The organism is Sphingomonas sp. Leaf5 (assembly GCF_001421155.1).
Taxonomy (GTDB): domain Bacteria; phylum Pseudomonadota; class Alphaproteobacteria; order Sphingomonadales; family Sphingomonadaceae; genus Sphingomonas.
The window spans coordinates 1-23,268 of sequence record NZ_LMJZ01000009.1 but is presented as its reverse complement, the minus strand read 5'-3'; the positions used below and the strand labels follow the sequence as shown (position 1 = coordinate 23,268).

Annotated in this window: 21 protein-coding genes; 16 read left to right on the top strand and 5 right to left on the bottom strand. The window is 65.8% G+C overall.

Annotated elements, in window-relative coordinates; all coding sequences use genetic code 11:
* Positions 1-6 precede the first annotated feature (6 nt).
* From ASE50_RS08100 to copD, 9 genes are all read left to right on the top strand, one after another.
* Positions 7-1,431, top strand: a complete 1,425-nt coding sequence (locus tag ASE50_RS08100) for an NAD-dependent succinate-semialdehyde dehydrogenase (RefSeq protein ID WP_056398447.1) — start codon at positions 7-9, stop codon at positions 1,429-1,431.
* Entirely contained in the window at positions 1,428-2,495 is a 1,068-nt protein-coding gene (locus ASE50_RS08095; RefSeq protein WP_056398293.1) for a tartrate dehydrogenase, read from the top strand. Before ASE50_RS08100 ends, ASE50_RS08095 begins: the two co-directional genes overlap by 4 nt.
* Before the next feature lie 316 nt (positions 2,496-2,811).
* Positions 2,812-4,188, top strand: coding sequence for an aminotransferase class III-fold pyridoxal phosphate-dependent enzyme (locus ASE50_RS08090; RefSeq protein ID WP_056398290.1), 1,377 nt, complete (start codon positions 2,812-2,814; stop codon positions 4,186-4,188).
* A 38-nt stretch (positions 4,189-4,226) separates the two neighbouring features.
* Entirely contained in the window at positions 4,227-4,721 is a 495-nt protein-coding gene (locus ASE50_RS08085) for an Lrp/AsnC family transcriptional regulator (protein ID WP_056398288.1), read from the top strand.
* 19 nt (positions 4,722-4,740) lie between these two features.
* On the top strand, positions 4,741-5,895 hold the full coding sequence (locus ASE50_RS08080; RefSeq protein ID WP_056398285.1) for a M20 aminoacylase family protein: 1,155 nt from the start codon (positions 4,741-4,743) through the stop codon (positions 5,893-5,895).
* Between the two features lie 213 nt (positions 5,896-6,108).
* Positions 6,109-8,301 (top strand): TonB-dependent siderophore receptor, encoded by a 2,193-nt coding sequence (locus ASE50_RS08075; protein WP_056398282.1) that lies wholly within the window; start codon positions 6,109-6,111, stop codon positions 8,299-8,301.
* Positions 8,302-8,367: 66 nt separating this feature from the next.
* Positions 8,368-9,114, top strand: coding sequence for a DUF4198 domain-containing protein (locus ASE50_RS08070; protein ID WP_082438903.1), 747 nt, complete (start codon positions 8,368-8,370; stop codon positions 9,112-9,114).
* 79 nt (positions 9,115-9,193) lie between these two features.
* Entirely contained in the window at positions 9,194-9,559 is a 366-nt protein-coding gene (gene copC / locus ASE50_RS08065; protein ID WP_056398279.1) for a copper homeostasis periplasmic binding protein CopC, read from the top strand.
* A 2-nt stretch (positions 9,560-9,561) separates the two neighbouring features.
* The gene (gene copD, locus ASE50_RS08060; protein WP_056398275.1) at positions 9,562-10,410 is read left to right on the top strand and encodes a copper homeostasis membrane protein CopD; all 849 of its coding nucleotides are present in this window, start codon (positions 9,562-9,564) and stop codon (positions 10,408-10,410) included.
* A 113-nt stretch (positions 10,411-10,523) separates the two neighbouring features.
* On the opposite strand, the gene ASE50_RS08055 is transcribed toward copD, so the two are convergent.
* Positions 10,524-13,706: a beta strand repeat-containing protein gene (locus tag ASE50_RS08055; RefSeq protein WP_156347361.1), complete on the bottom strand. Its 3,183-nt coding sequence runs from the start codon at positions 13,704-13,706 to the stop codon at positions 10,524-10,526.
* Between the two features lie 304 nt (positions 13,707-14,010).
* The gene (locus tag ASE50_RS08050; RefSeq protein WP_056398267.1) at positions 14,011-14,553 is read right to left on the bottom strand and encodes a GAF domain-containing protein; all 543 of its coding nucleotides are present in this window, start codon (positions 14,551-14,553) and stop codon (positions 14,011-14,013) included.
* A 378-nt stretch (positions 14,554-14,931) separates the two neighbouring features.
* On the opposite strand from ASE50_RS08050, the gene mbhE reads away from it, so the two are divergent.
* Genes mbhE through mnhG form a run of 6 tightly spaced genes read left to right on the top strand, consistent with a single transcriptional unit; the run spans position 14,932 to position 20,476 of the window.
* Entirely contained in the window at positions 14,932-17,658 is a 2,727-nt protein-coding gene (mbhE, locus tag ASE50_RS08045) for a hydrogen gas-evolving membrane-bound hydrogenase subunit E (protein WP_056398264.1), read from the top strand.
* Positions 17,655-18,029: a sodium:proton antiporter gene (locus ASE50_RS08040; protein ID WP_235512250.1), complete on the top strand. Its 375-nt coding sequence runs from the start codon at positions 17,655-17,657 to the stop codon at positions 18,027-18,029. Before mbhE ends, ASE50_RS08040 begins: the two co-directional genes overlap by 4 nt.
* Positions 18,026-19,492 (top strand): proton-conducting transporter membrane subunit, encoded by a 1,467-nt coding sequence (locus ASE50_RS08035; RefSeq protein WP_082438902.1) that lies wholly within the window; start codon positions 18,026-18,028, stop codon positions 19,490-19,492. Before ASE50_RS08040 ends, ASE50_RS08035 begins: the two co-directional genes overlap by 4 nt.
* Positions 19,489-19,824 (top strand): Na+/H+ antiporter subunit E, encoded by a 336-nt coding sequence (locus ASE50_RS08030; RefSeq protein ID WP_056398261.1) that lies wholly within the window; start codon positions 19,489-19,491, stop codon positions 19,822-19,824. Before ASE50_RS08035 ends, ASE50_RS08030 begins: the two co-directional genes overlap by 4 nt.
* Positions 19,821-20,099, top strand: a complete 279-nt coding sequence (locus ASE50_RS08025; RefSeq protein ID WP_056398257.1) for a monovalent cation/H+ antiporter complex subunit F — start codon at positions 19,821-19,823, stop codon at positions 20,097-20,099. Before ASE50_RS08030 ends, ASE50_RS08025 begins: the two co-directional genes overlap by 4 nt.
* A gap of 2 nt (positions 20,100-20,101) precedes the next feature.
* The gene (mnhG, locus tag ASE50_RS08020) at positions 20,102-20,476 is read left to right on the top strand and encodes a monovalent cation/H(+) antiporter subunit G (protein WP_056398254.1); all 375 of its coding nucleotides are present in this window, start codon (positions 20,102-20,104) and stop codon (positions 20,474-20,476) included.
* A 41-nt stretch (positions 20,477-20,517) separates the two neighbouring features.
* On the opposite strand, the gene ASE50_RS08015 is transcribed toward mnhG, so the two are convergent.
* Positions 20,518-21,006, bottom strand: coding sequence for a GAF domain-containing protein (locus ASE50_RS08015; RefSeq protein WP_056620985.1), 489 nt, complete (start codon positions 21,004-21,006; stop codon positions 20,518-20,520).
* Positions 21,007-21,256: 250 nt separating this feature from the next.
* Complete coding sequence (locus tag ASE50_RS18745; RefSeq protein WP_156347360.1) at positions 21,257-21,769, bottom strand: hypothetical protein; 513 nt, start codon at positions 21,767-21,769, stop codon at positions 21,257-21,259.
* A 289-nt stretch (positions 21,770-22,058) separates the two neighbouring features.
* Here ASE50_RS18745 and ASE50_RS08005 point away from each other — a divergent pair, with 289 nt between their 5' ends.
* On the top strand, positions 22,059-22,409 hold the full coding sequence (locus ASE50_RS08005; RefSeq protein ID WP_056398243.1) for a DUF6481 family protein: 351 nt from the start codon (positions 22,059-22,061) through the stop codon (positions 22,407-22,409).
* A 599-nt stretch (positions 22,410-23,008) separates the two neighbouring features.
* Here ASE50_RS08005 and ASE50_RS19025 read toward each other — a convergent pair.
* On the bottom strand, positions 23,009-23,268 hold a 260-nt coding region (locus ASE50_RS19025; RefSeq protein WP_162236180.1), incomplete at its 5' end, for an IS1 family transposase.

Below are 23,268 nucleotides of genomic sequence, written 5' to 3'. Positions count from 1 at the left end.
GAATCGATGCTGATCGGCGGCGAATGGGTCGCGGCACAGGACGGGGCCACGCTCGACGTGACCGACCCGGCGACCGGCGACGTGGTCGGCACGATCCCCGCGGGCGGGGCGGCCGATACCGAGGCGGCGATCGCCGCCGCAGCGGCCGCCTTGCCGGCGTGGAAGCGGCGGACCGCCGACGATCGCGCGACGTTGCTGGAACGCTGGCACGCGCTGATCCTCGACCATGCCGACACGCTGGCGGCGATCATGACCGCCGAACAGGGCAAGCCGCTGGCCGAATCGAAGGGCGAGATCGCCTATGCCGCGTCGTTCGTGAAATGGTTCGCGGGTGAGGGGCGGCGGATTTCCGGGCACACCATTCCGGCCCCGACCAGCGACCGACGCATCCTCGCCACGCGCGAGCCGGTCGGCGTCTGTGCGGCGATCACGCCGTGGAATTTTCCGGCGGCGATGATCACGCGCAAGGTCGCGCCGGCGCTGGCGGCGGGCTGCACCGTCGTCATCAAGCCGTCCGAGCTGACCCCCTATACCGCGCTTGCGCTGTGCAGGCTGGCCGAACGGGCGGGAATGCCGGCGGGCGTCGTCAACATGGTCACCGGCCTGCCGCAGGCGATCGGTGCGACGCTGACCGCATCGCCGGTAGTGCGCAAATTGTCGTTCACCGGATCGACGCGGGTCGGATCGCTGCTGATGCAGCAGTCGGCCGATACGCTGAAGCGGTTGAGCCTCGAACTCGGCGGCAACGCGCCGTTCATCGTGTTCGACGATGCCGATCTCGACACCGCCGTCGCCGGGGCGATGGCGTCGAAATTCCGCAACGCCGGCCAGACCTGCGTCTGCGCCAACCGCATCCTCGTGCAGGACGGCATTCACGACCGCTTCGTCGAGAAACTGGGTGAGGCGGTTCGGGCGCTGCGGGTCGGTGACGGCCGGGCGGAGGGGGTCACGATCGGCCCGCTCATCAATGCCGCCGCTTGCGCGAAGGTCGCCGATCACCTGTCCGATGCGCTCGCCAAGGGCGCGACGATCGCCGCCGCGCCCGATGGCGTCGAGCAGAACGAACGCTTTGCCCGGCCGGTGGTGCTGACCGGAGCCACCGCCGACATGCGGCTGGCGTCGGAGGAGACCTTCGGCCCGGTCGCGCCGATCTTTCGCTTTTCCGCCGAGCAGGAGGCGATCGACCTCGCCAATGCCACGCCGTTCGGTCTTGCCAGCTATTTCTATACCGAGGACCTGCATCGCGCATGGCGCGTCGGCGAGGCGCTGGAATTCGGCATGGTCGGGCTGAACACCGGCAGCATCGCAATGGAAATGTCGCCGTTCGGCGGGATCAAGGCATCGGGGCTGGGCCGCGAGGGCGGCCGCGAAGGCATTGACGAATATCTGGAAACGAAAGCGTTCCATTGGGGGGGATTGAAGGGCCTGTGACCAAGTATCGGATTGCAGTCATTCCCGGCGACGGGATCGGCAAGGAAGTCATCCCCGAAGGCATCCGCGCGCTGGAAGCGGCGGCGGCGGCCTATGGCTTCACCGTCGAGCAGCAATGGCATGATTTCGCGAGCTGCGATTATTATGTCCGCCACGGCCGGATGATGCCCGAGGACTGGAAGGCGCGGATCGGAAATGTCGATGCGATCTTCTTCGGCGCGGTCGGATGGCCCGACACCGTGCCCGATCACATCTCGCTATGGGATTCGCTGATCCAGTTCCGGCGCGAATACGACCAATATGTGAACCTTCGCCCGGCGCGGCTGATGCCGGGCGTGCCGTGCCCGCTGGCCGGTCGCAAGCCCGGCGACATCGACATGATGATCGTCCGCGAGAATACCGAGGGCGAATATTCGGCGATCGGCGGCACCGCCTTTCCCGGCACCGACCGCGAGGTCGTGTTGCAGGAAACGGTGATGACGCGCATCGGCACCGACCGCATCCTGCGCTACGCCTTCGACCTCGCGCAGAAGCGTCCGGCCAGGCATGTGACGTCGGCGACCAAGTCGAACGGCATCGCCATCACCATGCCGTGGTGGGACAGCCGCGTCGCCGAAATGGCCGCGCGCTACCCCGACATCCGCACCGACAAATATCATATCGACATCCTCGCGGCCCAGTTCGTCCTGAACCCCGACCGTTTCGACGTGGTGGTCGCGTCCAACCTGTTCGGCGACATCCTGTCCGATCTGGGTCCGGCCTGCACCGGTACGATCGGGATCGCGCCGTGCGGCAACATCAACCCCGATCGCAGCGTGCCGTCGCTGTTCGAACCGGTGCACGGTTCGGCCCCCGACATCGCGGGGCAGGGCGTCGCCAATCCCGTCGGGCAGATCTGGTGCGCATCGATGATGCTCGACCATTTCGGCGAACATGCGGCGGCGAAGTCGATCGTGACGGCGATCGAAACGGTGCTGGCGGGTGACTCTGGACGGACCCGTGACCTGAAAGGGTCGGCGAATACCGAGCAGTGCGGGAAGGCGATCGCCGCGGCGATCGGCTGAGCCGGCATCGGTCTCGCGCTCAACCGCACAATCGCCGTACCCCCGCGCAGGCGGGGGTCCAGAGCCAAGCAGAACAACGGTTTGTGCCAGGTACCCTGGACCCCCGCCTGCGCGGGGGTACGGCCAAGGCGGGACCGGGCGCGCAGCCTGAGCCACGGTCCTGTTTCGGCTGGAACAACGATAAGCGACCCACGGCATAATCTGCCGCACGCCTGCGAAGTTCGGCAGCTTGGCTGCGTCGTACGGCGTGCGGGATCGCTCCCGCCATCGTCGTCCGCCCCTACACTGGCCCCATCATCAGACAACAGGGCCAGCCATGTTTTCCAATTCGCTGATCGAGGCCGACCGACGCCACCTCATCCACCCGGTAACCGCATGGCGCGGGCATGAGGCGCGGGGCGCGACCGTGTTGACCAGCGGGCAGGGCATGTATCTGACCGATGGTGACGGCAACCGGCTGCTCGATGCGTTTGCCGGGCTGTGGTGCGTCAATATCGGCTATGGTCATGAAAGCGTCGTCGAGGCGGCGGCGGAGCAGATGCGGCGGCTGCCCTATGCCACCGGCTATTTCTCCTTTGCCAGCGAACCGGCGATCCGGCTGGCGGAGCGGCTGGCCGAGCTGTCGCCGCCGGGGCTGGAACGGGTCTATTTCTCGCTCGGCGGGTCGGACGCGGTCGATTCCGCGCTGCGCTTCATCGTCAACTACTGGAATGCCAAGGGCCGCCCGACCAAGAAACAGGTGATCGCCCTCGACAAGGGCTATCACGGATCGTCGTCGAACGGGGCGGGGATCACCGGCCTGCCCGCGTTCCACCGGCTGTTCGACCTGCCGCACGACTGGCAGCATCATATCCCGGCCCCCTACCCGTATCGCCACGCGGTCGGCAGCGATCCGCAGGCGGTGATCGACGCCAGCGTCGCCGCGCTGAAGGCGAAGGTCGCCGAGATCGGTGCCGACAACGTCGCCGCCTTCTTCGCCGAACCGGTGCAGGGGTCGGCCGGGGTGATCGTCCCGCCGACGGGCTGGCTGAAGGCGATGCGTGCGACCTGCACCGAACTCGGCATCCTGCTGGTCGCCGACGAAGTCATCACCGGTTTCGGCCGTACCGGGCCGATGTTCGCCTGCGAGACCGAGGGCGTGACCCCCGATCTGATGACGCTCGCCAAGGGGCTGACCGCCGGTTACGCGCCGATGGGCGCGGTGTTGATGACCGACGAAATCTATGCCGGCATCGCCGATGGTCCCGACAACCACCTGCCGGTCGGGCATGGCGCGACCTATTCGGGGCATCCGGTGTCGGCCGCCGTCGCGCTGGCGGTGCTGGATCTGTACGAGGGCGGCATCCTCGCCAACGGGATCGCCCGCGCGCCGCAACTGGCCGCCGGGCTGGCGGCGATCACCGATCATCCGCTGGTCGGCGACGTGCGACAGGCGGGGATGCTGGCCGGCATCGAACTGGTCGCGGACAAGGCCAGCAAGGCCCGGTTCGACCCGGCGGTCGGCCTGCCCGACAAGCTGGCGCGGACCGGCTATGCCAACGGCATCATCTTTCGCGCCTTCGCCGACGGCACGATCGGTCTGGCACCCGCGATCAGTTGCGATGAAACCGATATGGCTGCATTGATCGAGCGGCTCACGCGGACGCTGGATCAGGTAGCGGACATGGCCGAGGTTCGCGCGGCCGTACGATAGACGTTGCGGTAACGGAATGATGAGATAAAGTCTCCTGTATGACACCATCGCCCAAACTCGATCGACTGGACTTCCGCATCCTTGCGCAATTGCAGCGCAACGGGCGGATCACGAACGTCGATCTGGCCGATGCGGTCGGCCTGTCGCCCAGCCCGTGTCTGTCGCGGGTCAAGCGGCTGGAGAAGGCGGGGTACATCACCGGCTATGGCGCGCATGTCGCGCTGGCCAAGCTGGGCGAGACGCTGACCGTGTTCACCGAGATCACGCTGAAGGATCACCGCACTGGCGATTTTTCACGTTTCGAACAGCGCGCGCGCAACGTGCCCGAGATCGTCGAATGTCATCTGGTCAGCGGCGGATATGATTATCTGGTCAAGTTCATCACCCGCAACGTCTCGCAATATCAGGAGCTGATCGAATCGATCCTTGAAAGCGATTTCGGCATCGAGAAGTATTTCAGCTACATCGTACTCAAATCTCCCATCGTGAAACGCTACGACCCGATCGAGGCGCTGTTCGACGAGCGGAGCTAACCACGAAAGGCGCCCGACGATGCGTATCGACGACCAGGATCTTGCCGACCTCGCCGCGTTGCGCCGCGACCTGCATGCGCACCCCGAACTGGGCTTTGCCGAACACCGCACCGCCGCGATCATCGCCGAGGCGCTGCGTGCCGCCGGGCTGGAGGTGACGACGGGCATCGGCGGTACGGGCGTGGTCGGTACGCTGCGCAACGGTCCGGGCAACGGCGCGATCGGCTTTCGTGCCGACATGGATGCGCTGCCGTTCGCCGAGCAGACCGGCCTGCCCTATGCCAGCAAGACGCCGGGCGTGTTTCACGGTTGCGGCCATGACGGGCACAGCGCGACGCTGATCGGCGCGGCGCGGCATCTGGCGAAGACGCGCGACTTTTCGGGCACGATCCATTTCATCTTCCAGCCGGCTGAGGAAGGGCAGGGCGGGGCCGATGCGATGGTCCGCGACGGGCTGTTCGATCGCTTTCCGTGCGACCGGGTGTTCGCGCTGCATAACTGGCCCGACCTGCCGCTGGGCAGCGCGCGTACCCGGCCGGGGCCGATCATGGCCGCCGCCGACCGGTTCGAAATCGCCATTTCGGGCAAGGGCGGCCATGCTGCCATGCCGCACCAGACGCCCGACGCGATCCTTGCCGCGGCGACATTGGTCCAGCAGCTGAACACCATCGTCGCCCGCCGCCTGCCCCCGACCGAAAGCGCGGTGCTGTCGGTGACCAAGGTGCATGGTGGCGATTCGCACAACGTCATTCCGGCGACGGTGACGCTGACCGGCACCGTCCGCACCTTTTCGCCGGACGTGCAGGACCGGATCGAGGAGTCGCTGCGGGCGATCTGCGACGGGGTCGCACGGTCGAGCGAGACGCAGATCGCGGTCGAGTATATCCGCTATTATCCCGCCACGGTGAACGATGCCGAAAGCGCCGCGATCGCGCTGGCGGCGGCGCAGGCGGTGTGCGGCGATGCGCAGGAAGCACCGGCCCCGGCGTTCACGTCGGAGGACTTCGCGTTCATGCTGCGCGCCCGGCCCGGTGCCTATCTGTGGATGGGCCAGCGCGACGACACCCATGTCGCGGCGCTCCATCACCCGGCCTATGACTTCAACGACGCCGTGACGCCGATCGGCATCGCATGGTTCGCCGAACTGGCGCGCCAGCAGCTTCCCGCCGGCTGACGGCACGAATGCGTGGGCGGACCACGCCCAAAGCCGCATTTCGTTCCGAAGGTGTCACAGCTTCGCAACAAAATGCTTGAAGCCCCCCCGCATGATGCAGATGCCGCAGAGGTGGCGCTACATCGACCAGCCGGTTTATCGGAACCGGGACGAAGGTCGGGACGCCATCAGGTCGAGGACGACGCGATAGCCGTTTCACGCTTGGGGGTTCAAATGCGCAACCGACATCTGCTTTTCTTCACCGTCGCCAATCTGGCGCTTCTGGCACCGACCACGGTGTCGGCACAGGAACTGACCGCCGCAGCGACCGCGTCGGCGAGCGCGCCCGAGGAGGCGGGGCAGCCCGGCGAGAGCGAAATCGTGGTCGAGGGGGTTCGCCAGCAATATGTCGCGAACGTCCCGACGATCGAGGTGCCGCAGAGCATCCAGATCCTGTCGTCGGAAACGCTGAAGGATGCCGGCATCACGCGGCTCGACAACGCGCTCGATTTCGCGACCGGCATCGCGCGGCAGAACAATTTCGGCGGCCTGTTCGACGTGTTCGCCTGTCGTGGTTTCACCGGCGACGAGAGCAGCGGCAGCAACTATCTGGTCAACGGCTTCAACGCCGCGCGCGGCTATGGCGGCGGACGGGACACGTCGAACGTCCAGCAGATCCAGGTGCTGAAAGGTCCCAATTCGTCGCTGTTCGGTCGTGGCGAACCGGGGTGCACCGTCAACATCATCACCAAGAAACCGGGGTTCGACCTGCATGGCGGCGCGACGTTTTCGGCGGGCAGCTTCAACAATTTCCGCAGCGAAGGCGATATCAACGTGCCGCTGTCGAACCGCGTCGCGGTGCGCGTGACCGGGGCGGCCGAGTCCGCCGACAGCTTCCGCGATTTCGTGTCGAGCGAGAAGGTCACGGTCACCCCGTCGATCCTCGCCAAGCTCGGACGGGACAGTTCGATCAGCTACGAATTCGAATTCATCGATCAGAAGGTGACGTTCGATCGCGGCATCGTCGCGCCGACCGGCGACCTGAAGCTCGTCCCGCGCGAACGCTTTTTCGGCGAACCGGGCGACGGGCCGGTCCATGTCCGCGCCATGGGGCACCAGGCGCAGTTGCAGCATGACTTCAGCCCCGACTGGTCGCTGGTGCTGGGCGTCGGCTATCGCGACACGTTCTTCCGCGGCTCGTCGACCGAGGCGGAACTCGCCGTCGGTCGCCAGCGGCTGTACACCGACGGCACGACCCTGTCGCGCCAGCGCCGCGTGCGCGATTATTCGACCACCGACCTGACCTTTCGCGGCGAACTCAGCGGCGAATTCACGACCGGACCGATCGGCCATCACATGATCGTCGGTGCCGACTGGGACGATTACGAACTCGACATCGTCCAGAACCGGTATCGCCCGCCCGCCATCGCGGCGCAGGCGGTCGGCAACTTCACGCTCGGCAACCGCATCAACATCTTCGATCCGGTCTATGGCAAGCTGCCGGCCGCAGGCGCGTTCCAGAGTTATCGCGAACGGCAATATAGCTGGGGCGGGTATCTGCAGGATCAGGTCGACGTGACCGATGCGCTCAAGATCCGCTTCGGGGGACGCTATGACGAATTCGAACAGATCGTCGACGACCGGATCGCCAATCGCCGGACCATGCAGTCGAAGACCGCGTTCAGCCCGTCGGTCGGCGCGACCTATCTGTTGGGGGACGATTTCTCGCTATACGCCAATTACGGTCGCGGCTTCCGTCCGAACAACGGCACCGACGCCGGCAACAACGCCTTCGAACCCGAACGCACCGTGTCCTATGAGGCCGGGGCGAAGATCTCGCTGCTGCGCAAGCGGCTGACGGGTACGCTCGCCTTCTTCAAGACGACGAAGGACAATGTGCTGACCGCCGACCCGATCAACGCCAATTTCTCGCTGGCGGTGGGCAAGGCGCGCAGCAAGGGCGTCGAGGCGGAATTGTCGGGCAACCTGCCGGCCGGGTTCCGGGTCCAGCTGAACTATGCCTATGTCGATGCCGAAGTGGCGCAGAACGCGCTCGACCCCAATTTCGGCTTCGGCCTGCGCGAGGGCGATCCGCTGCTCAACATCCCGAAGAACAGCGGCAGCGCGCTGCTGTTCAAGGATTTCGACATCGGCAGCAGCCGGCTGACGCTGGGCGCGGGCGTGAACTATGTCGGCAAGCGGCTGGGCGAGACCGGCTTCCGCTTTGCCAGCGGCGACTTCTATTACCTGCCCGCCTATACGCTGACCCGGGTCATGGCGTCGTACGAACCGACCGAGCGGCTGCGCGTGTCGGGCGAGGTGACGAACCTGTTCGACGAACAGTATTTCCCCAGCTCCTATTCGCGGTTGTGGACGCTGCCCGGCGCGCCGCGCCAGTTCATGGTGCGGGTCGGCTACGCCTATTGAACCACCTTCGGCCGGCGTCGCCAGCGCGCCGGCCGTTGCCCTTCTTCCTTCGATCTGTGAGGTGTCATGAGCCACGAACGCCTGCTGCGCGCATCGCGCTGGATCGCCGCCGGCATGATCGCCGCGCTTGCCGCCCCTTCCTTTGCCCATGGCATCTGGTTCACGCAGCGCGCCAAGCAGGTCGCGCTGGTCTATGGCATCGGTGCCGACGATCTCGACATGGTCCGCCGCCTGCCGCAGGCCGAACACATCGCCGCCTATGACGCGCAATTCCACCCGATCGCCGCGACCGCGCGCGTATCGGGGCCGGTGGTGCTGATCGATACCGTGGCCAAGCCGGTACTGGTCAGCGCGGTGCTTCAGAACGGCACCTGGTCGCGGCGCGGATCGGCGGAGTTCGAAAAGAAGGGCCGCGACGAGATGCCCGATGCGACCCTGTCCGAAAAGACGGTGAAATATGCCGTCGCCGTCGAAGGTCCGCTGACCGGACGCATCCCGGCGCTGCCGCATCAGGTGCTGCAACTGGTCCCGGCCGGGCCGTTGCCCGAACAACATGGCGCGCCGCTGACATATATCGCGCTGTTCGACGGCAAGCCACAGGCCGGGGTGCGGGTGATCGCCGACATGGTCAACGATCCCGATGCGAAGGAAGTCGAGACCGCCGCCGATGGCAGCGTCACCTTTCCGGTCCGTAATCAGGGGCTGAACGTCTTGCGCGCGGTGTTCGCCGGTCCCAGCGACAATCCGAAGAAATATGATCGGATCGAACACACCGCCACGCTCGCCTTCACCCTGGCGCACGCGCCGGAATGACCGGGTGAGGGGCGATCGATTCGCCTGCGTACAGACTGGGGACGGTGGTTCGCCGTCCCCCCTTCGGAGTTTCTGCCCCATGCGTCACATCCTGACCGGTTTCGCCGCTGCCGCCCTGTTCGCCGTCCCGGCACTCGCCCATCCCAAGCTGGTATCGGCGACGCCGGCCGCCGACGCGAAGGTCGCGGCGGGTCCCAGGACGCTGACGCTGAGCTTTTCGGAAAAGCTGGTCGCGCCGCTGTCGGGCGCGGAACTGACCATGCTGCCGATGCCGGGCATGGGGCCGCACCGCATCCCTGCCACCGCCAAGCTCGGCGATGACGGCAGCTCGCTGGTGCTGGCGCTCGCCCGTCCGCTGCCGCGCGGCAGCTACCGCGTCGACTGGCATGTGGTATCGACCGATACCCACCGGGTGGCGGGCAGCTACACGATCACGGTGGGCTGATCTTGGCCGCGGCCGCGTTCGTCGTCGTGCGCGGCCTGTTGCTGGCGGTGCTGCCGGCGACGTTCGGGCTGGCGCTGTTCGCCCGAAAAGGTCTGGCCGGGCGGCGGGGGACGATCGTCGCCACCGTCGCCGCGCTGCTCCTGTCCGGGGTCGCCTTCGTCCTGATGGCGGCGTCGATGACCGGGGCGGGGGTCGGATCGCTCGATCGCAACCTGCTATGGATGCTGGTGCGTGAGACGACGCCGGGCACCGCCTTCCTGATCCGCAATGCCGCGCTGGTGGCGATGTTGGTCGCGCTGCTGGTGCCACGGCCCCGCTTCACCCTCGTCGCGCTGCTGGCTGCGATCGCCAGCGCGACGCTGGCGTGGAACGGCCATGGCGCGATGCACGAGGGGGCGGCGGGCTTGCTGCATCTGGTGCCCGACATCCTGCATATTCTGGCAGCGGGCGCATGGATCGGGGCGCTGGCGGTGTTCGTCGGACTGGCGCTACGCCGATCGGCGCGGACCGGGGATGCGCTTGCGGGCTTTGCGGGGATTGGCACGGCGATCGTCGCCACGATCCTGCTGACCGGCATCGTCAACGCCGCCATGATGGTCGGCATCGATGGCGTCGCCCGGCTCGGCGACAGCCTGTACGGGCAATTGCTACTCGCCAAGCTGGCGCTGTTCGCGTTGATGCTGGCGCTCGCCGCGGCCAACCGGTTCGTCCTGACCCCGCACCTCGTCGCCAGCGGCGACGTGCGCGCGCTGCGGATCAGCCTGTCGGTCGAGTTCGCCGCTGCCATCCTGATCGTGCTGCTGATCGGTTGGGCCGGTACGCTCGAACCACCGATCTCGGCAGCTGCCTGACAGCGGACCTGTGCCGGCTCGAAACCCGCTCGTTCGGTAGTTTCCAATATCAGGAGCAGCGATGGGCAGGAAATTGCCCATCGCTGCTCCTGCCCCGCGTTCGATGACGCGATTTACCCGAACAGATAGTCGTTGCTGCCCGTGCCCGTGTTCAGATTATACACGCCCATCAGCTGGATCGTCACGGCCTGGTGGGTGGCGCTCTGGATCGTGTAATAGTCGCTCAGCCCCACCTGCGCGATCGTGGCACCCGAACCGAAGCCGAGGAACAGCAATTTGTCGCCACTTGCGGCACCCGCGCCGCTGAAATCGGCTACCCGGTCGCCGGCGACGGTTTCGCCCGCGCGGAAGACGAAGGTGTCCTTGCCGCTGCCGCCGCGCAGTTCGTCGGCACCTGCGCCGCCATCGAGGATGTTGGCACCGCCATTGCCGACGATGACGTTGGCCAGCGCGTTGCCGGTCGCGTTCCTGGCATTGCCGATCTGGCGAAGATTCTCGACATTGGTGGCCAGCAGGTAATTGCCGGCCGCGCTGAGGACTTCGTCGATCCCGCCATTGACCGCTTCGATCACGATGTCTTCCGCACGGCTGACGACATAGGTGTCGTTTCCGTCATAGCCGATCATCGTGTCGAGGCCGTCGCCGCCGTTCAGATAGTCATGGTTCTGACCGCCGCTGATCAGGTTGTTGGCGGACGTGCCGGTGCCGGTGAAATTGCCGGTGCCGGTGTAGACGAGGTTCTCGACATTGGCCTTCAGCGTATAGGTGGCCAATGCCGTCTCGATCGTGTCGGTCCCGGCATTGGAACGCTCGGTCACGGTGTCGCCGAGGCTGTCGACGACATACACGTCGTTGCCGTCGCCACCGATCAGCGCGTCGTTCCCGCCCTGTCCGTCGAGATAATCGTCGCCCGCCTCTCCGCGCAGGGTGTTCTTCGCGGCATTGCCGATCAGGACGTTGTCGAGGGCGTTGCCGGTGCCGGTCACCGCCTTGACACCGATCAGCGTCAGATTCTCGACATTGGCGGACAGGGTGTAGGAGGCGATGTTCGACAGGACCAGATCGGTGCCCTCGTCGCCCAGTTCGGTGATGACGTCCCCCGCCGCGTCGACCACATAGCTGTCGTCACCGCTGCCGCCGAACAGCGTGTCGTTGCCGCTGCCGCCATCGAGATAGTCGTTGCCACCCGCGCCGCGCAGCATGTTGGCGGCGGCGTTGCCGGTCAGCCGGTTGTCGAGATCGTTGCCGGTGCCGGTAGTTGCGCCGACGGCCAGCAGCAGATCCTCGACATTCGCGGCGAGGGTGTAATCGACGCTGGCGACGATCCGGTCGGTGCCTTCGCCCGTCGCCTCGACCACGACGTCGCCGACGTTGTCGACGACATAGGTGTCGTCACCGCCATGGCCGACCAGCGTATCCGCGCCTGCCTTGCCGTCGAGCATGTCGTTCCCCGCGCCGCCGGTCACGCTATTGGCTGCGGCGTTGCCCGACCCGGTAAAGGCACCGGCTCCTCCGAAGATCAGGTTCTCGATATTCGCGCCCAGCGTATAGGTAGTCAGCGTCGAACGAACCGTGTCGGTCCCGGCATCGGCCTGTTCCAGGACGACATCGCCGATCGCGTCGACCACATAGACGTCGTCGCCGACACCGCCGTCGAGCGTGTCATTGCCCTCGCCACCGTCCAGCGTGTCGTTGCCGGCATTGCCCGCAAGGCTGTTATTGCCCGACGAACCGGTAAGGACGTTGTCGAGCGCGTTGCCGATGCCGTGCAGCGCATCGCCGGCAAGCGTCAGATTCTCGACGTTCGTGCCCAGCATATAATCGACCGAGGAAACGACCAGATCGGACCCTTCATCGGCCAGTTCGACGACGCTATCCGTCGCGGTATCGACGACATAGATGTCGTCGCCCGTGCCGCCGATCAGGGTATCGACGCCGCCGCCGCCGTTCAGCCGATCGTCGCCGCCCCGCCCGGACAGGATATTGTCGAGCGCGTTGCCGGTGATGACGTTGTCGATATCGCCGCCGACCACTTCCAGCTGGTGCGTGGTCAGTTTCAGGTCGCGGCCCGACGCCGCGGTCACGAAATTCTCGTACGCGACGTCATATTCGCGGGTGATCGTCTCCAGCGTGTAGACGCTTTCGTCGCTGAACAGTTCGAAGCTGATGTCGGGGCCGAGCGGGATCGACCCCTCGATCAGGCTGATATCGAATCCCCATTTGTCCTGATAGCCCAGCACGTCGATCGCGACGAACGCCTCGCCATACAGCATTTTCCAGTCGACCGCGGTCGCGAGGACGAGCGACGTCACCGTGCCGACCGTCACGCTCGCATGATAGACGGCCGTAACCTTGAACGTGCCTTCGCCCTCGGGCGTGGTGAATTCGAAGACGTCGCCGAGATCGCCCTTCAATTCCTCGCCGAACGACGACGTCATCGTCACGTCGATATCGGGGGTCCAGGTGATCTCCTGCTTGAACGAAGCGGTTGCGACCAGCTTCGCATCGAGGATGCCCAGATCGATACCGAAGGTGATGGTATCGTCGAGCAGGTCGACTTCGTAGTCGAAGGAATTGCCCTCCGGCAGCAGGAACGAGTCGATATCGACCTCCACCGTCAGGAACGGCGACGACGTGCCGGTCATGGTCAAGGTCGCCAGCGGTCCATCGCCATCGGCGACGATGTCGTCATAGTCGAAGACCGGCAGACCGGCCGCGATTTCGGCGAAATCCAGATCGACGCGGTACAATTCGCCATCCGCCCCGCCAAGATCGGCGGCGGTGACCTTGAACACCTCCTCCTGGATATTCAGGTCGACGACGTTCTCGTCGAATTCGGTCTTGCCGCTGTTCCAGTCGAGCCCGATGTCGTACCAGCCGCCGAAATGGCCGAAGACATCCGCCTTCACCTTGGCCATCATGTCGATCGAGATATAGCTTTCCGCGGCATCGGGGCCGGTTACCTCGAAACTGCTCTCGTCGATCGAGGAGGCGGAGGTGTCGACGAACGCCCGGACGGTTCCGTCGACCGTCGCTGCGTCGGATACGACGGCATCGTCGGTATAGGACAAGGTGCCGTCGATCCGGCCGAGGTCGAGATGCGCCTTGCCGATCAACCCGAACGCCAGGTCGTAGCGAACGCCCAGTTCATAGTCCGCCCCCGCGACCCCGATATCGTAGGAATCGGACACCGATCCCTGACCGCTGTCCGAAAACCCGAAATTGGCAAAGTCATACTCCAGCGCCGATCCGGCATCCTTGCCGAACAGCCCGAGCGACGATTTCAAAACTGGCATGTATCTTCCCCCCCATGCGCACGAACGGACCGTCCGCAACCATCGTCGCGTCAGCCTGCGTCGTGCATTTCGTAAGAATATGGATCGCCGGCGGGATCAGATATCCATGACGCGCGGTCGATCGTCCGTTGCGGTTCCGTTCGATGCTCTTCGAATATTGTTACAGGCTGGACAACAACGACGCGACATCTGCTTTGGTCGATGATCACGCGATGCCGTTCGGCCCCTGTCGGAGACCGCTAACCCGTTTTGCAATATTTGGGCACAGGCTACCCGCCCAAAATGAGAACGCGCCGCGACTGTCTCAATCGGGGACGGGGGCGGTGTTCCGGTCCTGCGAAATCTGCACGATCCGCGCGGCCATATCGGCGGCGGCGGCCAGCATGACCTCCCGCTCGGCCGGGGAGATTGACGGGCGCGGCTTGTCGTCGAGGACGCTGATGACGCCGACGGGCAGTCGGCCGTGCGGGCGGATCAGCGATGCCGTATAAAAGCGGAACCGCGCCACCTCGCCATTCACCCACGGATTTTCCGCAAAGCGCTTGTCGGCGGCAAGGTCGGGCACGACGAACAGATCGTCGTCGGCGTACAGCGCATGTCCCGACAGCGAATTCTTTCGACTATAGGCACCGATCGCGAAGCCATGCGCGGCGATCACATATTGGGTTTCGCCGTACAGGATCGACAGCAACGCCGCCTTGCCGCGGACTTGCCGGCAAAGCTCGACGCAGATCGCGCCCAATACCGTATCGCCCCTGGCGTCGATCGCACCGGACTCGATCACGGCACGCTCGCGCTCCGCTTCGTTCGCCCCGGTCGGCGGCGGAGAAAAATACGAGACGCCCACAAAAAGTCCCTTTCGCTGTCGTCGGCGTCCTTAACTGCCCGGAACACGTTAACAACCAACCATTAATTTAGAACTGTCTCGTTTTAGCCCATGGTTACCCGGCGACATGCCACGGGAACTGCGGCGTTATTCGATCTTGATTTGGATTATGGTCGCCCATGTTCCCGGCCGCGCTTCCGATCATGCCGGGCATGGTCGAAAGCATCCGCCGCACCGTCCGGCCGGGGGTTCGTCGTATGTCCGCGGCGTACGCAGCCGGTCCGCCGACCCGTCGGAAGGCGTCGGTCGTGCCACGACCGCGCTTATTCGCGAACGCTGCCTCTCTGTTGGGCAACACGCAAACTTGCCTGATCCGGCCGGTTGTACGAAGGCAGTCGGATGCTGGTCCTGCTCCTCGTCTCGCTTGTCGGCAGCTGCCTTCTGCCGCAGATCGCCCGGTTCATGGGGCGTGGCGCCGGACTGGTCATCGCGTTGTTCCCGCTCGGCCTGTTCGCGGCGTTCATTCGCATGTCCGACATCGTCGAGCGCGGGTGGGTGCGGGGCGAGGGTAAGGATTGGGCACCCTCGGTCGGGTTCGATCTGACCCTGCGGCTCGATGGATTTTCGTTCCTGTTCTGCCTGCTGATCACCGGGATCGGGACGCTGGTGATCGTCTATGCCGGCGGCTATCTGACGGGGAAGCCGCGGCATCAGCGGGCGCGGTTCTTCACGCTGATCCTGTTGTTCATGACCGCGATGCTCGGCACCGTGCTCGCCGACAATCTGCTGTTGATGGTGACGATGTGGGAGGCGACGAGCATCCTGTCGTTCCTGCTGATCGGGTTCGATAGCCGTTCCGCGCGGGCGCGGCGCGCGGCGTTGATGGCGTTGCAGGTGACGGCGGGCGGCGGGCTGGCGCTGGTCGCGGCGGTGGCGATGATCGCGCATGTGCTGGGCACCTTTTCGCTCGCGCAGACGATCGATCGCACGCCGGAGCTGGTCGCGAGCAGCTGGGCGGCACCGATCATCGTCGCGGTGATGATCGCGGGTTTCACCAAATCGGCGCAGTTCCCGTTCCATTTCTGGTTGCCCAACGCGATGCAGGCACCCACCCCGGCGTCGGCATTCCTGCATTCGGCGACGATGGTGAAGCTCGGCATCTATCTGCTCGCGCGGTTCGAACCGGTGATCGCGGCGACGGTGTGGGGCCGCAACGTGATGATCGCGGTCGCGTGCATCACCATGCTGGTCGCGGCGGTACAGGCGTTGCGGGCGGAAAGTTTCAAGGCGGCGCTCGCCTATTCGACGATCGCATCGCTCGGCATTCTCGTCCTGCTGGTCGGGCTGGACGGGCCGACCGCGACGGTGGCGATGATCGGCTTCCTGATCGCCCATGCGCTGTACAAGGCGGCCTTGTTCTTCTGCGCCGGATCGGTGCTGCACATGACCGGACAGGGATCGTTGCGCGCGCTGGGCGGGCTGGCCCGGCGGATGCCGCTGACCGCGATCGCCTGTATCGGGGCCAGCCTGTCGATGGCGGGGATACCGCCCTTTTTCGGGTTCATCACCAAGGAATTCTTGTTCCAGGCGCAGATCGAGAGCAGTTGGGAAAGCGTACCGATCGCGATCGCCGTGCTGGTCAATGCGGTGATGGTCGCGGTCGCGTCGGTCGTGACGCTGCGGCCCTTCTTCCTGAAGCCCGGCGCGCCGATCGAGTTCAAGAATCGCGAGAGCCTGTCGCTGGGCCTGCCGCCACTGTTCCTGTCGCTGCTCGGGCTGTTCCTCAGCCTCAATCCGGGATGGATCGAACGCGTGGTCGTCAGCCCGGCGGTCGCGGCGGTCTATCGCCGGCCGATCCCGGTCGACGTCGCGGTGTGGCACGGCGTCACGCCGATGCTGTTGCTGAGCGGTCTGGTCGTCGTCGTCGGCATCGCCATCTCGGTCTTCTGGCGTCGCATTCACCTGTTCCTGCGCGATAGCGACCGGTTCGAACGCTTTGCGATCGAACGCCTGTGGGAATCGAGCCAGCGGACGCTGCCATGGCTTTCGGCGCATGCGGTCAACTGGACCGAACACAGCGATCTGCGCGTGCTGCTGGGCATCGTCCTCGCCACGATCGCCGGCATCACCGGGTGGTCGATCCTCGCGGTCGGCGCGCCGGTGCGGATCGCGATCGGTGAGATGCCGCATCTGGCCGACGTCGCGATCGCCCTGGCGGCGGTCGTCGGGGCCGTCGTCGCGGCGCGGTCGCAACATCTGGTCACGACGATGCTGGCCGTCGGCCTGACCGGCTTCGCCGTCGCGATCCTGTTCATGACCGGCGGCGCGCCCGACCTAGCCATCACGCAGTTCACCGTCGAGGCGTTGCTGGTCGTCCTGCTGACTGCAATGCTGGCGACGCTGCCGCTGATGGCCGGGCGGACGCGCAACCCGGCGCAGCGTCTGGTCGATGCCGGCCTTGCCGGGGCGCTGGCGCTGGTCCTGCTGGTCGCGACGCTGGACGCGGCGGCGGCGATCCATGGTGCGGCCGCCTCCGACTTCTTCGGGCGGATGAGTTATATCGCCGGGCGGGGCCATAATGTCGTCAACGTCATCCTCGTCGATTTCCGCGCGTTCGACACGCTGGGCGAAACGGCGGTCATCGCCGCCGCCGCGTTGCTGGGATCGGCGCTGTTCTTCCGTCCGGGCGACGAAGACCGGCCCGTGCGTGGCGACGTCCATTTCGGCTTTGCGATGGCGGCGGGGCCGCTGTTCGCGCTGTTGCTGGCGGCATCGGTCGCGATCCTGTGGCGCGGCCATGACCAGCCCGGCGGCGGGTTCATCGGCGGGCTGGTCGCGTCGCTCGCCTTCGCCGTCCTGTCGCTGGCGCGCGGGCCGATCGCCGCAGCGCGCAGCTTGCGCCTGCCACCGACCGTGCTGGTCGGGGCCGGACTGTTGCTGGCGGTGGCGAGCGGCCTGCCCGGCATGATCGGCGGCGGGGCGTATCTGACCCATTTATGGTGGGAACCGGGCGGAGGGTTGCCGAAACTCGGCACGACGTTGTTGTTCGACATCGGCGTCTATCTGGTCGTGCTGGGCGCGGTGCTGACCTATCTCTTCGGATTGCAGAAGGAGGCGGTACGATGATCTTGCTCCACGCCGTCGCCGCCGCGATCGTCATCGCCTGTGCCCTGCACATGGTGCTGTCGCGCAATCTGGTGCGGATCCTGCTAGGGCTGGCGCTGCTGGCAACCGGCACGAACCTGATGCTGTTCGTCGCCGGTGGACAGGGCGGGCGGCAACCGCCGTTGATCCGGGAGGGGGCGAAGACGCTCGGCGCGTCGGCCGACCCGCTGATCCAGGCGCTGATCCTGACCGCGATCGTCATCGGCCTCGCCCTGACGGTCGTCCTCGCGACGGTCGTGTTGCGCGGGTGGCAGGCGACGGGATCGCTCGACGCGCGCGATCTCGATCTGGTCGAGCCACGGCACCCGACCAAACCGGTCGAACCGTCATGATGCCCGACGCCCTGCTGTTGCTGGCACCGGTCGTCCTGCCGCTGGCCGGCGGCGCGGTCGCGATGGTGCTGCGCCGGCGACCCCGGCTGGTCGAACCGTTCGCGGGCGGCGTCGTCGCGCTGACCGTGCTGGCATCGTTCGCGCTGTTGCTGCGGACGCTCGATCGCGACAGCCTCGCCGTCACGATCTTCGGGGGCTGGCCGGGCGGGATCGGCGTGGGCTTTGCCGCGCGCCTGCCGGGCGTCGCGCTGGTCGCCGTCGTGGCGCTGGTCGCCTGCGCTGCGGCGATCTTCGCACGGGCGGACATCGGCGACCGGCGGCGGCGGGCGGGCTATGACGCGTTGATGCTGGCGCTGATCGGGGCGGTCGACGGCGCATTGCTGACGACCGACCTGTTCAACCTGTATGTCTGGTTCGAACTGGCGCTGGTCGCGGCGCTGGGGCTGATCCTGCTCGACCGGCGGCGGCATCAGGTCGGCGGCGCGACCCGCTATGCCGTGTTCGGCATGGTCGGCGCGACCGCGATCCTGATCGGCATCGGGCTGCTCTACGGCGTGACCGGCACGCTCGACATGGTCAGCCTCGCGACGATCCTCAAGTCGCGACCGCCCAGCGTCGCGACCGGCGTCGCCGCGGCGCTCCTGCTGTCGGGTTTCGCGCTCAAATCCGGCCTTGCCCCCTTTCATGTCTGGCTCCCCGCTTCCTATGCCGCCGCGCCGTTGACCGTGGCGGCGGTGTTTGCGGCGTTGATGACGAAAATGGGTTTTTTCGCGCTGATGCTCGTGATGGCCGGCGTGTTCGGCAACGGCGCGGCGCAGCTTGATCCGGTCATCGCCGTGCTGGCCGCCGCGACGATGCTGCTCTGCGCGCTGGCGACGCTGGCGCAGACCGATATGCGCCGGCTGATCGGCTATCACGTCGTGGCGCAGGTCGGGTATATGGCGGCCGGGCTGGCGATCGGGTCGGCAATGGGGCTGGCGGCGGCGACCTTCTACATGATCCATTCGATGATCGTGCAGGCGAACCTGTTCCTCGGCATCGGCGCGATCCGCCGCGCGACCGGCAGCTGGGACCTGAAGCGCAGCGGCGGGATGGTGCGGTCGGACCGGTGGTTCGTCTTCCTGTTCGCGGTGCCGATGCTGTCGCTGGCGGGCATTCCGCCGCTCTCCGGTTTCTGGGCAAAGCTGTTCGTGGTGCGGGCATCGGTCGATGCCGGCATGGGCTGGCTGGCGCTGATCGCGCTGATCGCCGCGCTGCTGACGATCGTTTCGGTCGCCAATCTATGGTCGGAAACCTGTTGGAAGGCGCTGCCGACCGACCGCCAGCCCCGGCGCGTGCCGGTCGCGATGAAGGCGGGGATGGCGGTGCTGTCCGCCGCGACGCTTGCCATCGGGCTGTTCCCGCAATCGCTGTGGGTCGTCGCACGAGCGTCGGCGCGGACCTTGATGGAGTTGGGGCTATGACCATCCTGCGGCGGATCGTTGCCGTCCCGGCACTGCTGGCGATGTTCCTGTGGGACCTGCTCTTCTCTTCGTTCCGGGTGGCGGCGGTCGTGCTGCGCCCCCGGCTGCGCAACCGGCCCGCCATCCTCGTGATGACGACCGACCTTCGACAGCCATGGGCGGTGGCGCTGCTCGCCTATCTCACGTCGCTGACCCCCGGATCGACGTGCCTGCATGTGTCGGTCGATCGTCGCCGCCTGTATCTGCACGTGCTCGACGCGCCCGATCCGCCCGCGACGATCGCGCGCTTCCGGCGGCTGTACGAACGCTGGGTCCGGGAGCTGGCGGCATGATCGCGGTCGATCTGGCCGGGATCGCATGGGGGTTGATGGCGGTGCTCGGCGTCGCGCTGGCGCTGGCGGCGTGGCGGATGCTGCGTGGGCCGACGCCGGCCGACCGCTTCGTCGCGTTCGACATGCTGACCGCCGTCGCGGTCGCCTTCTCCGCGCTGACCGCCGTCGCGACCGGGCGCAGCGGCTTCCTCGACGTCGCGCTGGTGCTCTCGCTCGTCAGCTTCGTCGCGACGGCGGCGTTCGCGCTCTTCCTCGAACAGCGAAAGCGGCCTTGACCATGGCGCTTGCCGAATTTTCCGTGTCGACGTTCGCCGGTGTGCTGTTGATGGCGGCCGGGGTCGCCTTTCTGCTGATCGCCGCGATCGGCCTCGTTCGTTTGCCCGACGCGTTACAACGCATGCACAGCGCGACGAAGGCGGGAACGCTCGGCACCGCGCTGGTGATCGTCGGGGCGATGCTGCTCGGCGAAGTCGCGCGACCACAGACCGGATTGTTGAGTATACTCTTCCTGCTCGTAACCCTACCCGCCGCCGCACAACTGCTCGGGCGGGCGACCTATGTCACACATACGCCGCTCGACGGGATCACCGACGATCCGCTGGCCAGCGACGAACAGTTTCCGCCAGCAACGCCACCGTCGAACGACCGGTAGACGCCGGGCCGTCGCTGCCTCGACGGGTTGGTACCGAGCGATCAGATCGAGCTGACCAGCCGTTCCGCGGTCCGCGCCAGATGGCTCAAGGCGTAGATGTCGAACGCATCCGGTCGCGGCTTCGTGTCGGCTACGCAGAGCGCGCCAAGCGCATACCCCGCACGGTTGACCAGCGGGATGCCTGCGTAGAAACGAATATGCGGGGTCGTCACCACCGCCGGATTGGTCGCGAAGCGGATGTCTTCCAGCGTGTCCAGGACGATGAGCGGCTCGCCCGGTTTCAGGATGGTATGGGCGCAGAACGCTTCGCTGCGCGGCCCCTCTTCGTTGTCGAGACCGACCCGCGCCGCGAACCATTGTCGGGCGCGATCGATGATCGTGATCGCCGCTATCGGTGCTTTTGCCAGCCGGGCCGCGTCCTCGACGATCGATTGCAGCGCCGGATTATTGCCACGCCGTAGGATACCGGTCCGATCGACGGCCGCCTGGCGCCGCATCTCGTTCGCCACGACGGGGTCATACGCTGCCACAAGCGTCCTCCTCTGTTCTGTTCTAAAGATAAAGCTAACCAAGACATATGGTTAGGTAAAGGGCAGTCGTCGTGTCACCTGCGGAATTGTGCAGATCCGGTGGTCGGCACAGGTGGTCGACGGCGCTTATGGCAGGTGAACCCGGATTCCATTCAGCCGCCGCGTAAAGCGATCGCAACGCTGCGGTTTTTCGTCCTGCGCTGCCAAGCGGTACCATCCCGTCGCGTTCGGCGGGGCGAGCCGCTGCGGCTTAGCGGCCTGGTGGCGTCGCTCGGTTGCAGGCGCGAAGTTTTTCAGCGGTCAGGACGTGCCAATGGACGGTTGCCAACAGCATCTCGGCGATCCGATCCTCGCCCATGCCGCTTGGCGAGGACGAGCGCCCCGATGCGTGGAATGCGGTGCGATCGAGGCGCACTCGCCCCAAGGCATTCGTCCGGTATCGGTCCCGATCACCCGCGCTGGTCGGGCAGATCGACGACAGCACGCAGAGTTTGATCCTCGACGGCGCATCGGCAGGACATGTTGCCAGCCCCGATCGCGTAGCGCGTTCGTTGATCGCGTAGGTGAACAACAGGTCGAGTTCCCGGAGCACGTTCAAGGCCACCATCGCCGGTACGGCATGTGCTCCACGTCGGAGGGTTTGGCCGATATAGAGCCGTTCCGCACGAGCAGCGCCGCTGCGCAGGGCATCGAGCGCCGGTGACCGTCCGCGAGCGACCGGCGCTGGACTGGGGCGGGGAGCCAGGTGAAGGTTTTCAATCATCGCGAATGGTTGATCGGCACCGCGGCCCAGCGACCCGTGTCAGGATGTTCACGGCGTGCGTCCTTTGATTGGCCGATACTGCGAAATGGCCGTACCGCATGGCGACCGAGTTCCATCGATCCGACATGTCCGATGGCATCACGGGTACGATGATGATGTTCGGGCGAGAAAGTGCGATCGGCAAAGGGGGCGGAGGTTCGCAAATTTAGGACCGGATGCCTCTTCTGCCAATGACGTAAAGTGTTATATGGCTTTTGGGGTACTATTGCCCCGTCCTTGGGACATATTGATGCCGGCATTCAAGACCCCTGATTTCAATGAGCGTACCGCTGCTGCCCGTGCAGCCAAGCTAGAGGCGCTGAAGCAGTATCGCGAACGACCCGAACCCGACCCGGCCGTAGTGGCCGAGCGGAAAGCCGCCCGAGAGGCGCGCGAAGCTGCGCAGGCCGAGCGTCAGGCGGCCAAGATTGCGGCCGTAGCTGCGGCCAAGGAAGCTGCGGAACAGGCAAAGGCCGCCGCCGAGGCGGCCGCGCTCGCCGAAGCGGAAGCCGCCAGGGCGAAGCTTCCGAAGGTACCGACGGCAGCGGAACTGAAAGCGGCGCGCGATGCCCGGTATGCAGCGCGCAAGGCGCGTAATTAGGGGCCGGATAGTCTGTTTGTGAGCAAGGTAAACGGCGGGTCGGTAGGGTTGTAGGCGAAGGCCGATATCATCCTCTACTGCCTCGCCGGATGATCGAGCATGAAGCGAACTGCTACGTCCGCGTTGTTCATGCCGGGTACCGCGACTTCGCTGACCGGACTGTACCCAACGGGACGTCACGCCAGTGGGCGGCGCGACCGTTCGTTCACGGTCCGCTTCAACGCCGGATGAGTCGAGCGGCGGAGTATTTCGCCGGCGACCGTTAGCAACTGCGTCCGTCGTACTGGCCAGAGGCGAACACCGAACCGTCTTATACGAGTTGATAGTGGTGCCCGGCACCAGCGGCAAAAGGCCAAATGCCGCCGTTGTTGGAGTAAGCGGTCCACACGCGGCAAACTTTGGTACCACCCTGACGTCGTTTCGTCTATGGAGAGAGGCGATGCCCGGCCCGGCCGATATCCGCTATTGCGGGGTAGACCTATCGTCATTCCACGTCGCACTCGTCAGTATAAGGCGACCGCCGCCGGTGTGTGGGAGACGAAGCGCGGAAGGCGCGCGAAGAGGTCCGTAAGGGTCGATCCCCGCACCCGCGAGAGTAGTCACTTCAGACCCAGTCGTTTTCTGGCGAGGAAGATGTCGAGGGTGATCTCGAGCATCTGTTGGGTCTTGGAAGCGCGCTTGGTTCGGCGGTTGAAGCGGGCCAGCATGTCGCGGAACGAGGCGTTGGACGATTCGATCTGATTCGTCTGCGCCTTGGTCTGCTGGTGGGGTTCGGGCGCGCCGATCCGCGCAAAGGCGAGGTGGTAGCAGGAGTTGGCGTCGGTGAAGATGGCGCTGATCTGGCCGACAGCGGCCTTGG

What these genes read in the sequence shown, in the direction of transcription:
- ASE50_RS08040 (WP_235512250.1), top strand. Translation starts at nt 17,655, where the DNA reads ATGATCTTGCTCCACGCCGTCGCCGCCGCGATCGTCATCGCCTGTGCC.
- ASE50_RS08100 (WP_056398447.1), top strand. Translation starts at nt 7, where the DNA reads ATGCTGATCGGCGGCGAATGGGTCGCGGCACAGGACGGGGCCACGCTC.
- ASE50_RS08035 (WP_082438902.1), top strand. Translation starts at nt 18,026, where the DNA reads ATGATGCCCGACGCCCTGCTGTTGCTGGCACCGGTCGTCCTGCCGCTG.
- copC (WP_056398279.1), top strand. Translation starts at nt 9,194, where the DNA reads ATGCGTCACATCCTGACCGGTTTCGCCGCTGCCGCCCTGTTCGCCGTC.
- ASE50_RS08005 (WP_056398243.1), top strand. Translation starts at nt 22,059, where the DNA reads ATGCCGGCATTCAAGACCCCTGATTTCAATGAGCGTACCGCTGCTGCC.
- ASE50_RS08030 (WP_056398261.1), top strand. Translation starts at nt 19,489, where the DNA reads ATGACCATCCTGCGGCGGATCGTTGCCGTCCCGGCACTGCTGGCGATG.
- ASE50_RS18745 (WP_156347360.1), bottom strand. Translation starts at nt 21,769, where the DNA reads ATGATTGAAAACCTTCACCTGGCTCCCCGCCCCAGTCCAGCGCCGGTC.
- ASE50_RS08090 (WP_056398290.1), top strand. Translation starts at nt 2,812, where the DNA reads ATGTTTTCCAATTCGCTGATCGAGGCCGACCGACGCCACCTCATCCAC.
- ASE50_RS08080 (WP_056398285.1), top strand. Translation starts at nt 4,741, where the DNA reads ATGCGTATCGACGACCAGGATCTTGCCGACCTCGCCGCGTTGCGCCGC.
- mbhE (WP_056398264.1), top strand. Translation starts at nt 14,932, where the DNA reads ATGCTGGTCCTGCTCCTCGTCTCGCTTGTCGGCAGCTGCCTTCTGCCG.
- ASE50_RS08055 (WP_156347361.1), bottom strand. Translation starts at nt 13,706, where the DNA reads ATGCCAGTTTTGAAATCGTCGCTCGGGCTGTTCGGCAAGGATGCCGGA.
- ASE50_RS08075 (WP_056398282.1), top strand. Translation starts at nt 6,109, where the DNA reads ATGCGCAACCGACATCTGCTTTTCTTCACCGTCGCCAATCTGGCGCTT.
- ASE50_RS08070 (WP_082438903.1), top strand. Translation starts at nt 8,368, where the DNA reads ATGAGCCACGAACGCCTGCTGCGCGCATCGCGCTGGATCGCCGCCGGC.
- ASE50_RS08025 (WP_056398257.1), top strand. Translation starts at nt 19,821, where the DNA reads ATGATCGCGGTCGATCTGGCCGGGATCGCATGGGGGTTGATGGCGGTG.
- ASE50_RS08085 (WP_056398288.1), top strand. Translation starts at nt 4,227, where the DNA reads ATGACACCATCGCCCAAACTCGATCGACTGGACTTCCGCATCCTTGCG.
- mnhG (WP_056398254.1), top strand. Translation starts at nt 20,102, where the DNA reads ATGGCGCTTGCCGAATTTTCCGTGTCGACGTTCGCCGGTGTGCTGTTG.